Annotated in this window: 11 protein-coding genes; 5 read left to right on the top strand and 6 right to left on the bottom strand. The window is 73.4% G+C overall.

Features of this window, described 5'->3' with window-relative positions; translation table 11 throughout:
* Positions 1-57 precede the first annotated feature (57 nt).
* Positions 58-2,448 carry an endopeptidase La gene (lon, locus tag JOL79_RS09685; RefSeq protein WP_210155381.1) on the bottom strand — a complete coding sequence of 797 codons (2,391 nt, stop codon included), beginning with the start codon at positions 2,446-2,448 and terminating at the stop codon, positions 58-60.
* Positions 2,449-2,600: 152 nt separating this feature from the next.
* Here lon and JOL79_RS09680 point away from each other — a divergent pair, with 152 nt between their 5' ends.
* Both JOL79_RS09680 and JOL79_RS09675 read left to right on the top strand, forming a co-directional pair.
* Entirely contained in the window at positions 2,601-4,094 is a 1,494-nt protein-coding gene (locus tag JOL79_RS09680) for an MFS transporter (RefSeq protein WP_210155380.1), read from the top strand.
* Positions 4,095-4,196: 102 nt separating this feature from the next.
* Positions 4,197-5,633, top strand: a complete 1,437-nt coding sequence (locus JOL79_RS09675; protein ID WP_210155379.1) for an FG-GAP repeat protein — start codon at positions 4,197-4,199, stop codon at positions 5,631-5,633.
* 6 nt (positions 5,634-5,639) lie between these two features.
* On the opposite strand, the gene JOL79_RS09670 is transcribed toward JOL79_RS09675, so the two are convergent.
* Both JOL79_RS09670 and JOL79_RS09665 read right to left on the bottom strand, forming a co-directional pair.
* Positions 5,640-7,205, bottom strand: coding sequence for an alkaline phosphatase D family protein (locus JOL79_RS09670; RefSeq protein ID WP_210155378.1), 1,566 nt, complete (start codon positions 7,203-7,205; stop codon positions 5,640-5,642).
* Positions 7,206-7,335: 130 nt separating this feature from the next.
* Entirely contained in the window at positions 7,336-7,914 is a 579-nt protein-coding gene (locus JOL79_RS09665) for an HAD family hydrolase (RefSeq protein ID WP_210155377.1), read from the bottom strand.
* A 218-nt stretch (positions 7,915-8,132) separates the two neighbouring features.
* Here JOL79_RS09665 and arfB point away from each other — a divergent pair, with 218 nt between their 5' ends.
* Entirely contained in the window at positions 8,133-8,570 is a 438-nt protein-coding gene (arfB, locus tag JOL79_RS09660) for an alternative ribosome rescue aminoacyl-tRNA hydrolase ArfB (protein WP_210155376.1), read from the top strand.
* A gap of 149 nt (positions 8,571-8,719) precedes the next feature.
* On the opposite strand, the gene JOL79_RS09655 is transcribed toward arfB, so the two are convergent.
* Together JOL79_RS09655 and JOL79_RS09650 are read right to left on the bottom strand one after the other, a co-directional pair.
* Positions 8,720-9,373 carry a hypothetical protein gene (locus JOL79_RS09655; protein ID WP_210155375.1) on the bottom strand — a complete coding sequence of 218 codons (654 nt, stop codon included), beginning with the start codon at positions 9,371-9,373 and terminating at the stop codon, positions 8,720-8,722.
* Positions 9,374-9,430: 57 nt separating this feature from the next.
* Positions 9,431-10,213: an HAD-IIA family hydrolase gene (locus JOL79_RS09650; protein ID WP_210155374.1), complete on the bottom strand. Its 783-nt coding sequence runs from the start codon at positions 10,211-10,213 to the stop codon at positions 9,431-9,433.
* Between the two features lie 131 nt (positions 10,214-10,344).
* Between JOL79_RS09650 and JOL79_RS09645 the strand changes: the two genes are divergently transcribed.
* Entirely contained in the window at positions 10,345-11,367 is a 1,023-nt protein-coding gene (locus JOL79_RS09645) for an LLM class flavin-dependent oxidoreductase (RefSeq protein ID WP_307848439.1), read from the top strand.
* Positions 11,368-11,388: 21 nt separating this feature from the next.
* Here JOL79_RS09645 and JOL79_RS09640 read toward each other — a convergent pair whose 3' ends face one another.
* Positions 11,389-12,282 (bottom strand): LLM class flavin-dependent oxidoreductase, encoded by an 894-nt coding sequence (locus JOL79_RS09640; RefSeq protein ID WP_210155372.1) that lies wholly within the window; start codon positions 12,280-12,282, stop codon positions 11,389-11,391.
* A 171-nt stretch (positions 12,283-12,453) separates the two neighbouring features.
* Between JOL79_RS09640 and JOL79_RS09635 the strand changes: the two genes are divergently transcribed.
* Entirely contained in the window at positions 12,454-13,389 is a 936-nt protein-coding gene (locus JOL79_RS09635) for a phosphotransferase family protein (RefSeq protein WP_210155371.1), read from the top strand.
* Positions 13,390-13,406 lie beyond the last annotated feature (17 nt).

Genomic DNA, 13,406 nt, shown 5'->3' with positions numbered 1-13,406 from the left:
ATCCGCAGGCGGCGGGCCCGGCGAACGCATTGGGACGGCCAGGAGTCAGTCTCGGTGTCAGGCCGCGGCCTGCTGGGCTCCGGGCTGCTGGGTTCCCGGCTGCCCGGCGACGGTCGCCGGGGTGAGCGCGAGCTCCAGCACCTCGCGGACGTCGCTCACCGCGTGGACGGTGAGGTCGGCCAGCACCTCGGCCGGCACGTCGTCGAGGTCGGGCTCGTTGCGCGCCGGGATGAGCACGGTGGTGACACCGGCCCGGTGAGCGGCGAGCAGCTTCTGCTTGACTCCGCCGATCGGCAGGACCCGGCCGGTCAGCGAGACCTCGCCGGTCATCGCGACGTCGCCCCGGACCGGGCGGCCCGACAGCAGCGACGCGAGCGCCGTGGTCATCGTCACCCCGGCGGAGGGGCCGTCCTTCGGCACCGCGCCCGCGGGAACGTGGATGTGCACCGAGCGGTCCTTCAGCGAGCCGACGGGCAGCTCCAGCTCCACTCCGCGGGACCGGAGGAAGGACAGCGCGATCTGCGCCGACTCCTTCATCACGTCTCCGAGCTGGCCGGTCAGCGTCACCCCGGTCGAGCCCGTCTCCGGGTCGGCCAGGGACGCCTCGACGTAGAGGACGTCGCCGCCCGCGCCGGTGACCGCGAGACCGGTGGCCACGCCCGGAACCGACGTACGCTGCCGGGCTTCGGGCAGGGACGACTCCGGCACGAACCGCGGCCGGCCGAGGTAGCCGACCAGGTCGGGGGCGGTGACCGCCACCGGCAGCTCGGTCTCGTCCAGAGCGACCCTGGCCGTCACCTTCCGCAGAACACGCGCCAGCGACCGCTCCAGTGAGCGCACCCCCGCCTCGCGGGTGTACTCGCCGGCCAGCCGGCGCAGCGCGTCCTCGTCGATCGTGACGTCCTCGGCCGTCAGGCCGGCCTTCTCCAGCTGCCGCGGGAGCAGGTGATCGCGGGCGATGGCGACCTTCTCGTCCTCGGTGTAGCCGTCGAGCGTGACGATCTCCATCCGGTCCAGGAGCGGCCCGGGGATCTGCTCGAGCACGTTGGCCGTGGCGAGGAACAGCACGTCGCTCAGGTCGAGCTCGACCTCCAGGTAGTGATCGCGGAACGTGTGGTTCTGCGCCGGGTCGAGCACCTCGAGCAGCGCCGCCGTCGGGTCGCCCCGGTAGTCGGCGCCGACCTTGTCGATCTCGTCGAGCAGCACGACCGGGTTCATCGAGCCGGCCTCGCGGATCGCCCGGACGACGCGGCCGGGCAGCGCGCCGACGTACGTGCGCCGGTGGCCGCGGATCTCGGCCTCGTCGCGGACGCCGCCGAGCGCGACGCGGACGAACTTACGGCCCATCGCCCGCGCGACCGACTCGCCGAGCGAGGTCTTGCCGACGCCGGGAGGACCGGCCAGCGCGAGCACGGCGCCGCTGCGGCGCCCGCCCACGACGCCCAGGCCCTGGTCGGCCCGGCGCTTGCGGACCGCGAGGTACTCCACGATGCGGTCCTTCACGTCGTCGAGCCCGGTGTGGTCGGCGTCCAGGACGGCGCGGGCCCCCGCGATGTCGTACTCGTCGGTGGTGTGGACGTTCCACGGGATGTCGAGCAGGGTGTCGAGCCAGGTGCGGATCCATCCGGTCTCCGGCGACTGGTCGGAGGTCCGCTCCAGCTTGTCGACCTCCTTGAGCGCCGCCGCGCGCACCTTCTCCGGCAGGTCGGCCGCCTCGATCCTGGCCCGGTAGTCCTCCTCCTCGTCGGAGGGGTCGCCGTTCAGCTCGGCCAGCTCCTTGCGGACGGCGGCGAGCTGCTGGCGCAGCAGGAACTCGCGCTGCTGCTTCTCCATGCCCTCCTGGACGTCCTTGCGGATGGTCTCCGCGACGTCCAGCTCGGCCAGGTGGTCGCGGGCCCAGCCGACGAGCTTGTCGAGCCGCTCGGCCGGATCGGCGGTCTCCAGAAGCAGCAGCTTCTGCGACGTCGACAGCCAGGGGGCGTAGCCCGCGCTGTCGGCGAGGACCGCGGGGTCGGTGATCTGGTTGACCGAGTCGACGACCTGCCACGCCCCCCGCTTCTGCAGGATCGTGGTGGTCAGGGTCTTGTACTCCTTGGCGAGCTCGTCCGCCCGCGCGCCGGCCGCGACCCGCTCGACGACCTCGGCCTCCACCCAGAGGGCCGCGCCGGGGCCGGTCGTGCCGGTGCCCACGCGCATGCGGTCGACACCGCGGACGACGGCGGCCGGCTCTCCTCCCGGCAGCCGGCCGACCTGCTCGACCACGGCGGCCACGCCGACCGCGCCGTAGCGTCCGTCGACGCGGGGCACGAGCAGCACCCTGCTCTCACCACTGGCCCGCGCGGCCTCGATGGCGGCCCGGACCTCGGAGGCCGACAGATCGAGCGGAACCACCATGCCCGGCAGGACGACCTCGTCGTCAAGCGGAAGGACAGGAAGGATCTGTGACATTCGCGCTCCAAAGGTTGAGTTATGCCGACTCAACTAACAGGAGTCCGGCCCTGTTCCCTCATTTGCGTCTGTTCGCCATGAGCGATCGTAATCGTGTAATCACCAAGGGGGCCCCGGCATTCCCCCATCAGGGGATGGGTCAGGATGGCCCTATGGTCGAGGGATATGTACGGTTCCGTACGCGTGCGGGCCGCTGGATTCTGCTGACCACCGTGCTGGGCTCCGGGATGGCCACCCTGGACGGCACGGTGGTGAACGTCGCGCTGCCCGATCTCGGGCGGGACCTCCACGCCGGCATGTCCGGCCTGCAGTGGACGATCAACGCGTACACCCTCACCCTGGCCGCGTTCATCCTGCTCGGCGGGTCGCTGGGCGACCGTCTCGGCCGGCGGAAGATCTTCCTTGTGGGCGTCGCCTGGTTCGCCCTGGCGTCGGCCGCGTGCGGCCTCGCGCCCACGACGCCGGTCCTCGTGCTCGCCCGGGCGCTGCAGGGGATCGGGGGCGCCCTGCTCGTGCCCGGCTCCCTCGCCATCATCCAGGCGACCTTCGCCCCGGACGACCGGCCGCGCGCGGTCGGCGCCTGGTCGGGGCTCGGCGGCGTCGCCGCGGCGATCGGGCCGCTGCTCGGCGGCTGGCTCGTGGAGGTGGCCGGCTGGCGCTGGGTGTTCCTGCTCAACCTGCCCCTCGCCGTGCTCGTCGCCGTGACCGCGCGGCACGTGCCGGAGACCCGCGACGGCGGCCCGCACGGCCGGTTCGACGTGCTCGGAGCCGCGCTCGCCGCCCCCGCCCTCGCCGGGCTCACGTACGGGCTGATCCTCGCGGGCGACGGCCTCCTGCCGCTGGCCGCGGGGGTGGTCCTCGCGGTGGCGTTCGTGGTGGTCGAGACGCGCCGATCGCCCAACGCGCTGGTCCCGGTCGGGGTCTTCGCCTCCCGCGAGTTCACCGCCGTGAACGTCGTCACGTTCGTCATGTACGCGGCGATGGGCCTGGTCTTCTTCCTGCTCGTCGTGCAGCTCCAGGTGGCGGCCGGCTTCTCGCCCATCGCGGCGGGGTCGGCGATGCTGCCGGTGACGATCCTCATGCTGCTGCTGTCGTCCCGGGCAGGCGAGCTGGCCAGGCGGGTGGGCCCGCGACCGCTGATGACCGGCGGCATCCTGGGCTGCGCGGCCGGGCTGCTCATGATGAGCCGCATCGGGCCGGGCTCGGCCTACCTCACCGACGTGGTGCCCGCGGCCGTCGTGTTCGGGCTCGGCCTGTCCGCCGCGGTCGCGCCGCTGACCGCCACCGTCCTCGCCACCGCCGAGGAGCGGTACGCGGGGGTGGCGAGCGGGGTGAACAACGCGCTGGCGAGGACCGGCGGGTTGCTGGCCGTCGCGGCCGTGCCGCCCCTGGTGGGGCTGACCGGCGACGCCTACAACTCCCCCGCCGGGTTCACCCATGGATACCGCGTCGCCATGCTGGTCTGCGCCGCCATGATGGCCACCGCCGCGGTGATCACGTTCCTCACGATCAGGAGGAACGTGCTGGCGGCGGCGCCCGAGCCCGCCTGCCGCAGCCACTGCGCGGTCGAGGCCCCTCCGCTTGGGGACCTCCCCGGCGACGGCACCCGCCACGGCGCGCCCACGGGGCCCGGCCCGACCGGATGAGTTCAGGGCGGATGAGTTCAGGCCGGATGAGTTCAGGCGCCGGACGCGGGGGGTTCACGCACCTGTGAGCCGGGTGTCCTGGTGCGCGGGGACGATCCGGCCATGAGCGTCTCGCGCACGTCCGCCCTGCTGGCGGCCGCCCTGGTCCTCCCCTCGCTCGCGCCCGCCGCCACCGCCACGGCGGCCACCACCGCGGCCACCGCGGCCACGGCCCGGAAGTCCTGCGCGGCCTTCCTCGCGGTGGCCGCGCCGTACGCGACGGTCGGCGGGCAGGCGCGGGCCGGCACGGTCACCCTCTTCTCCGGGGCGGGCGGCGACCCGCACCCGGTGAAGGTCCTCCACCAGGGCGCGGACGGCATCGGGGACGCCCCGGAGCGGGGCGACTCGTTCGGCTCCGCGCTCGCCCGGGGCGACTTCGACGGCGACGGCTGCGCCGACCTGGCGATCGGGGCATCCGAGGAGTCCTTCGGCCCGCGCGTGCCAGGGGCCGACGGTCACGGCGTGGTCCACATCCTGTACGGCGGGCCGGGCGGCCTCGGCCGGGCCAAGGCCGTCGACGTCACCCGCCTGGGCCGCGAGCACGGCACCGACCGGTTCGGGGCCGCCCTGGCCGCGGGCGACCTCGACGGCGACGGCGACGACGAGCTGGTCGTGGGCGCGCCCGGGCTGGACGGGGGCGGCGCCGTGGGCGTGTTCGGCCTGCGCCACCGCTCCGTGTACGGCACGGGCACGCTGATCACGGAGTCGACCGGCTGGGTCGGACAGGACGCGGGCGCGACCGACGAGTTCGGCGCCGCGCTCGCGACCGGCGACTTCGACGGGGACGGCGACGCCGAACTGGCCGTCGGGGCCCCGGGCGGCGGCGGTCAGCGGTCCGGCTCCGGCGTGGTGACCGTGATCGACGTGCGCGGGCGGCGCGCGGGCGTCTACACGCAGGAGAGCCCGGACATAAAGGGCTCGGGCGAGAAGTGGGACGCGTTCGGCGCCGCCCTCGCCTCCGGCGACTTCAACGCCGACGGCCGCGACGATCTCGCCGTGGGCGTGCCCGGCGAGGACCTGTCCGCGCGCCAGCGCGGCATGGACTACGGCGACGGCGTGGTCGACGTGTTGTACGGCACCCCGCGGGGGCTGAGCGCGATCGGCGGCGAGGTGTGGTCGCAGACCATCCTGAAGGGCACGCCGCGCTACTTCGACAGGTTCGGCACCTCGCTGGCGGCGGGCGACCTGAACGGCGACGGCGACGACGAGCTCGTGGTGGGCGTTCCCGGCGAGGACGCGGTGCAGGTGATCGCCGGAACGCGCGCGGGCGGCCTGACCCGCGACCACAACGCGCTGATCACCGGCGGGAAGGACACCGACTTCGGCGCGTCCGTCCTGGTCGAGGGCGGCCGGCTGCTGGTGGCCGCCCCCGGGTCCGGGCGGCTCACCCTCATCGGGACCCGGACGAGGAAGGGGTCCTACCCCGGCGTCGTCCCCGGTTCGGCCCGGGTGATCGGCAGGGGCGGCGCGGACGCCATGTTCGGCTACGCCCTGAGCTGACGCCCCCTACGCGTTGAGCTGGGCGTGCCCGGACGGGACGGTGAAGCGGGCCGCCGTCCTGGCCGGGGCCCCCCGCCTGCTGATGTAGTCGAGCGTGCGGAACTCGGCCCGCATCTCGTCCTCGGACAGCTCGCACATGATGTAGCCGCGACGCTGGTCGATGTACGAGATGTGCGGGTTCTCGCGCAGCAGCTGGGCCACCTTGGCCCGGTCGCGGTAGCCGTCCCCGTCGCTGGAGACGGACGACGTGACCAGCTCCACGGCGACCCGCGGCGAGTCGGGATCGTCGAAGTCGGGCTTCAGGTCGGCCGCGTGGTGCATGTGGGCGTCGCCGGTGAGCACGACCGGGTTGGCCGCGCCCGACGCCCTGACACCCTCGAGCAGGCTCGCCCGCTCCGCCGGGTAGCCGTCCCAGCTGTCCATGTTCAGCTCGGTGCCGGGGCCGGGCCGGAAGTCGCGCTGCGCCATGAGCACCTGCTGGCCGATGAGGTTCCACCGGGCCTGCGACCCGGCCAGCCCGTCGAGCAGCCAGCGGTGCTGGCCCGCGCCCAGGATCGTCCGCCCGGCGTCGAGCCGCTCGTCGCAGCCCGCCCGGTCGCCGTCCTCGCACGCCTGGTCGTCGCGGAACTGGCGGGTGTCGAGCAGGTGGAACCGCGCGGTCTCCCCCCACTGGACGCGGCGGTTGATCCTGATGGACGCGCCGCGCGGCACGCATGCCCGCCGCAACGGCATGTTCTCGTAGTACGCCTGGAAGGCGTGCGCCCTGCGCTCGGCGAAGCCCGGCGCGTCCGTGCTCGACGCCGTGCCCGCCCAGTTGTTCTCGATCTCGTGGTCGTCGAAGGCCACCAGCCAGGGCGCGACCAGGTGAGCGGCCTGCAGGTCGCGGTCGGTCTTGTACTGCGCGTGCCTGATCCGGTAGTCGGCCAGGGTCTGGCACTTGTTGCCCGCGTGCTCCCGGACGGTGCCGCCCAGCGCCGTGTAGCCCTCCGGCTGGTATTCGTAGATGTAGTCGCCGAGGTGCACGACGAGTTCCGGCTCCTGTTCGGCGATGCGCCGGTAGGCCGTGTAGTAGCCGTGCTCCCAGTGCGCGCAGGCGGCGACCGCGAAGCGCAACGGCGACATCCCGGTGGGCGCGGTGCGGGTGCGCGCGGTCTCCGAGAGATGTCCGTCCACCCGGAAGCGGTAGAAATACTCCCGGCCCGGCTCCAGGCCGTCCACCTCGACGTGGACGCTGTGCGCGGCGGTGGGGCGCGCGGCGGCGGTGCCGGACCGCACCACGGTGGAGAACCGCTCGTCCGAGGCGAGCTGCCACTGGACGTCCACGGGCCTGGACGGCATGCCGCCGAGTCCGTCCGGGGCGAGCGGGTCGAGGGCCAGCCGGGTCCACAGGACGACGCCGTCGGCGGCCGGCTCGCCCGAGGCGACCCCCAGCGCGAACGGATCCTGCCGCAGCGCCCGCGAGGGCAGCGCGGCGGAGGTCCGGGACGGGAGCGCCGAGCCGCCGAGGACCAGGCCGCCGGCTCCGGCCGCGAGAGCGGACAGGAACACTCTTCTGGACGCATTCGTCTGCACGGCACCAGTGCAGCCGCGGCGGTCGACCTCCGTACTTTACGGTCGTTACCCTCCCGGGAACCCCGGATGAACAGTGCTTCTGACTACCCGTCCTGTCTGAACGGCGGCCGACGCCCGCCGCTCGATCGCGTTAACGCATAACCGGTTTGAGGTCGTCGCGCAGGGTCGCCGCGTCGGTGAAGTGGACGCCGGTGAGGCCCGCCCGCTCGGCCCCTTCGATGTTCTCCCTCCGGTCGTCGACGAAGACGACGTCCTCGGGGCGGACGCCGAGCTCGGCGACGACCCGCAGATAGATCTCGGGATCCGGCTTGACCATCCCCATCCGGCCGCTGAAGAAGCGCGGCCCGATGGGCGCCAGGGCGGCCAGCGGCTCGATCCCGTCGGCGACGCAGACGGGCGCGTTGGACAGGAGCGCCATCGGCACCCCGGACGCGCCCAGCTCGGCGACGATCGCCGCGGTCTCCTCGTTGATCCGCGACCAGCTGGCCACGTCGAGGGCGACGATCCGGTCGAGCTCGGCGCCGCTCACGGGCCGTCCGAGCACCAGGGACCAGTAGTCCCGCGGGCCGAGGGTGGCCCGGTCGAAGTCGAGCCTGGGGGCCCAGTAGCGCTCGGCGAAGCCGGTCACGCCGGCCGCCATGCGGGCCACGTCGCCGGGGTCCTGGTCGAGGCTGATGACATTGCCGTAGTCAAAAAGCACAAGAGTCATGATTGAACGAGCATAACTTATGTTCGATCTCTGTTTCCAGACCCCGCCTTATTGGGGGATGCCCGGTTCGCGGGGAGATGTGAGGGGGAAAATAAGATGCCCGGCGAAGCGTGCGGGCACCACAATGTTCGCCGGCAAGAGTGGCGTAGGGGCCACTCACAAGAGCCACTCACAAGAGTCGTCCGTACGAATCACCGCAGAAGTCACGGAGAGAGACCATGCCAGGCCCGCTGCACGTCCGCGGCTCGATCGTCATCCCCGAGGCGGAGCTGGGGTGGCGGTTCTCCCGGTCGTCCGGGCCGGGTGGCCAGGGCGTGAACACCACGGACAGCCGGGTCGAGCTCAGCGTCGACCTGACCTCCACCACCGCGCTGGATCCGGCGCTCAGGTCGCGGGCCCTGGAACGGCTCGCCTCGCGCCTGGTCGACGGAGTGATCACGGTGACCGCCTCGGAGTTCCGTTCGCAACTGCGCAACCGGGAGGCGGCCGAGGCCCGGCTGGCCGCCCTGCTGCGCGACGCGATCGCCCCGCCGCCCGCGCGGCGGCGGCCGACGAAGCCGTCCCGGGGCGCCGTCGAGCGCAGGCTCACGGCCAAGCGGCGGCGGTCGGATGTCAAGCGGCGGCGGCGCGGGGACTCCGGGCCCGGAGACGACTGACCAGCGACGGAAGGCGGCGTGGGCTCGGGCCGCTACCAAGCGCCCTATCCGGGACCCGATGGCCTCGACCGTCCCGCGCCCGCCCGGCAGTCACGGCGCGAGTCACGGGCCGAAGTCACGACCGAAGTCACCGGGGAGCCGGGCGGCCGTCACTCGCGGCGGTCCTCGATCTCCCAGATGTGGTCGATCACGTGCCAGGCGATGCGGCGGGCCGCGTAGCGGGCGGGCCACCCCTTCTCCCCGTGCGGCTGACCGTCCGAGGGGCGGCCGAGGACGTCGGTGATGTCCCGGCGCATCGCGGGGAGCGCCCCTTCGTCCCGCAGCGGCGGATAGCTGACGCCGATCTTCCTGGCGTAGGCCCGCTCGGCCTCGACGACGTGTGCAACGATCTTGTCGCGGTCCCTGCCGCCGCCGCGGGGGCCCTTACGCAGGTCCTGCGGCGATGCGGCGGCCACCTCGCCCAGCACCTCCCAGGCGGCGCGGATGAGCGCGACGGCGCGGGCCGCCTCCTCCTCGCCCACGGCCTCGCGGTCCAGCGCGGCGACCGCCGCGGGCGCGCCGAAGTCGGTGGTGCGGTTACCCCGCACCCGTTCGACCACCGCCGGCTCGCCCGGGTCGAATTCCAGCCCGGCCCGCGCGGCGATGACGCGGTAGCGCGGCACGTACGTCATGAGGGCGTCGAGCGCGAGCTCCTCCGATCCGCCGACGCGGCACCATCCCGGCCAGGCGGCCGAGCACGCGAAGACCTTCTTCGGGCCGAGTTCGAGGTAGACCGGGGTCGGTGAAGTCGTCGGAAGAGCCATGAGACCAGCCTCGCAGCCGTACCTGTCAGGTGGTGACAGGTACGGTCTCAGGCCGTCTCAGCCGACCAGCTCGACGAGGTCCGCCACCGAGTCGACGATCTGCGAGGGACGGAACGGATACCTGTCGATCTGCTCGCGCTGGGTCACGCCGGTGAGCACCAGGATCGTGTGGAGCCCGGCCTCCATGCCGCACACCACGTCGGTGTCCATCCGGTCGCCGATCATCGCCGTGCTCTCGCTGTGCGCGTCGATCTGGTTGAGCGCGCTGCGCATCATCATCGGGTTGGGCTTGCCGATGAAGTAGGGCTCGACCCCGGTCGCCTTGGTGATCATGGCGGCGACCGCGCCGCAGGCCGGCAGCGAGCCCTCGGTGGACGGGCCGACGGCGTCGGGGTTGGTCGCGATGAACCGCGCGCCGTTGTCGATCAGGCGGATGGCCCTCGTGATCGCGGTGAAGCTGTAGGTGCGGGTCTCCCCCAGCACCACGTAGTCGGGGTCGATGTCCGTGAGCACGTAGCCGCACTCGTGCAGCGCCGTGGTCAGCCCGGCCTCTCCGATGACGTATGCCGAGCCGTTCGGGCGCTGGTCGGCCAGGAACTTGGCGGTGGCCAGGGCCGACGTCCAGATCGACTCCGGCGGCACCTCCAGGCCCGCCGCCCGCAGCCGTACGGACAGGTCGCGGGGGGTGTAGATCGAGTTGTTGGTGAGGACGAGGAACCGCTTCCCCGACTCACGCAGCCGCTTGATGAACTCGTCGGCCCCGGGGACCGGCTCCCCCTCGTGCACCAGCACGCCGTCCATGTCCGACAGCCACGACTCGATGGGCCTTCGCTCGCTCATGGATCCAAGCATGGCAGGTCACGCCACGCCCCGACACATCTCTGGAGATCCCCGAAAACCTGAAATATACGGAAATACACGGAACAGCGGTCCGGTTGGTCTCCGACATGGGTACGGACATGATTCGCGGTGTGGCGGCCGGCACGGCCCCGGCTCCGCTGTCGGTGCTGGAACTGGCCACCGTGGGCGAGGGGATCACCCCGGGCGAGGCGCTGCGACACGCCACGGAGCTGGCCGGGAAGGCCGAGGAGTGGGGCTACCACCGGCTGTGGGTGGCCGAGCACCACGGGATGCCGGGTGTGGCGAGCTCCTCCCCCGCCGTGCTGATCGCGCACCTGGCGGCGGCGACCCGCAGGATCCGGGTCGGCTCCGGCGGCGTCATGCTGCCCAACCACGCCCCGCTGGTGATCGCCGAGCAGTTCGGCACCCTGCACGCGCTGCACCCCGGACGGATCGACCTCGGCCTCGGCCGGGCCCCGGGCACCGACATGGCCACGGCCAACGCGCTGCGCCGCGAGGCGGAGGTGGATCCCGACGCCTTCCCCCAGCAGGTCGCCGAGCTCACCGGCTTCCTCGACGGGGCCTTCCCGCCCGGTCACCCCTACCAGGCGCTCCAGGCGACGCCGCGGAGCGACGACCGGCCGCCGATCTGGCTGCTGGGCTCCAGCGGCTTCAGCGCCCGCCTCGCCGGGCTGCTCGGCCTGCCGTTCGCCTTCGCCCACCACTTCAGCGCCGAGAACACCGAGCCCGCGCTCGATCTCTACCGTTCGTCGTTCCGGCCGTCCGGCGTGCTCGACCGCCCGTACGCGTTGATCGGGGTGGCGGCCCTGGCGGCCGACACCGACGAGGAGGCGCTGCGGCAGGCCATGCCGGGGGCGCTGTCGTGGCTCCGCATGCGGCTCGGCCGCCCCGGCCGGGTCCCGACTCCGGACGAGGCGGCGGCCTATCCGTACACGCCGGCGGAGCGCGAGTTCGTCCGCGGCCGGCTGTCGAACGTGATCCACGGCGTCCCGGACCGGGTCCGGGACGGCCTTGAGGAGCTGCGCAAGCGCACCGGCGCCGACGAGCTGATGATCACCACTATGACGCACGGCGGCGCGGCGCGCCTGCGGTCCTACGAGCTCATCGCCCGGGCCTACGGCACGAACGCCTGACGCCCCGGCGGCCGGCCTCGGTCACCCGGCCGAGGGGGCCAGCTCCCGAAGGGCCTCCTCCGCCCGGCGCATGGACTCGCGCGGATCGGCGTCCGGGCTGCCGATCTCGGGGTCGAAGTTGAGGTCGTGGAACACCTCGGTGATCCCCTTGGCGGCCAGCGCCTCGACATCCCGGCGGATCTTGTCGTACGACCCGGTCAGCGGGCCGCCGTCCTCGTCGCGGACGAGCGTGACGCCGCGCACGATGAAGCGCAGCGCGCCGGGGTCGCGCCCGGCCTGCCTGGCCGCCTCCCGCACGATCTCGATCTGCTGGTCGATGGCGGACAGGTCCGCCCGGCTGGAACTGATCCAGCCGTCGGCGAGCCGGCCCGCCCGCTCGAGCGCGGGCCGCGCGGAGCCGCCGAGCAGCAGCGGCGGCGCGATCGCCGGCGCGGGGGCGAACTCCGACGCGGGCACCTGGTAGAACTCCCCCCGGTGCTCCACCGGGCCGCCGGCCAGCAGCCGGTGCAGCAGTTCGAGGTACTCGTCGGCGCGCCGGCCGCGCCGTTCCTTCGGCACGCCCACGGCGACCAGTTCGTGCTCCTGCGATCCCAGCCCGAGCCCCGCGTCGAGCCGGCCGCCCGACACCTCCTGCAGCGTGGCGAGTTGCTTGGCCAGCAGGGCGGGGGCGAAGAAGGGCAGGTTCAGCACGGCCACACCGAGCCGGATCCGCTCGGTGACGGCGGCCAGGTAGGACAGCTGGACCAGCGGATCGTGCACGCTCCGGTAGGTGGGCGGGAGCCCCTCGACGTAGAGGAGCCGCTGGAAGTTCCACAGCCCGTCGTAGCCGAGCTCCTCGGCCCGCCGGGCCACCTGCTTCATATTGTCCGGGGTGGCCCATGAGCCCGCGACCGGAACTCCGAATCCAATCTTCATACCAGCACAGTATTACCGCCGGTCGGGCGTGAAGATCCCAGGTGGTGGCCGGTGCCGGGCCGGGACGCCCGCAACGGCGATCGGGGGCCCCGGCATGCCCCCGGCAGGCCCCGGACAGACCCCCCGGCAGACCGCCGCCCGGCGCCGCGCGTGCCGACCTAGGCTGGCCCGGTGACCGATTCCTCCCCTCCACTCCCCTCGGTCGACGACCTCGTCCGGCTGTCCGGCCGCGAGGGTCCTGTGACCGTGCTCAAGCGGACCCGCGTCCTGGTGATCCGCGTGGGCGACGTCGTGGTCAAGGCCCATCCCCCGGCCACGGACGGGGACGCCCTGGCGCGCAGGCTGGCCGCCGTCCGGGAGCTTGACTACGTGCTGCTGGCGCCTCTCGGCCTGGAACGGCTGGGCGACCGGCTCGTCAGCCTGTGGCCGGCCGGGGAGCCGATCACCGTGGACGACCTGGACGCCGGCGCGGCTCCCTGGGAGGAGGGCGGCCGCCTGCTGGCCCGCCTGCACTCCCGGCCGGTCCCTCCGGGGCTGCCTCCCGCGGGCGGCCCGGCCAGGGCGCGCCGCGCCCTGGCGAAGCTCGACGACGCGGGCGTGCCGGCCGCGATCGCGGCGCCGGTGCGGGCGGCCTACCGGACGCTGTGGCCGGACACGCCGCGGGATGCGCGGCCGGATGCGCGGCCGGGCATGCGGCCGGACGACGACCTCGACGGAGCGCCGCCCACCAGGCTCACGCACGGCGACTGGCATCTGGGGCAGCTGGTCCGCCGGCGTGGCGGGTGGCTGCTGATCGACCCCGACGACCTCGGCGGGGGCGACGCCGCCTGGGACCTCGGCCGGCCCGCCGCGTGGTACGCCGCCGGCCTGCTCGACCCGGGCTCGTGGGACCGGTTCCTGTCGTCCTACCTCGCGGCCGGTGGACCCGCCGTCTCCGCAAGCGATCCGTGGCGGGAACTCGACGCGCCGGCCCGGGCGTTGACCGTCCAACTGGCCGCGACGGCCGTCGCGACGGCGTGGCGGGCGGGCGAACCGCTCGACCCGGCCGCCGAGGCGCTGGTCTCCGCCTGCGAGCGGATCGTGGCGGCCACGACGGTATCGATCTAGACAGGGAGACGTTGGAA

The sequence above is a fragment of the Microbispora oryzae genome, assembly GCF_017896165.1.
Classification (GTDB): Bacteria; Actinomycetota; Actinomycetes; order Streptosporangiales; family Streptosporangiaceae; genus Microbispora; species Microbispora oryzae.
Note: the sequence above shows the minus strand (reverse complement) of the source record. Positions and strands in the feature narration are given on the sequence as shown.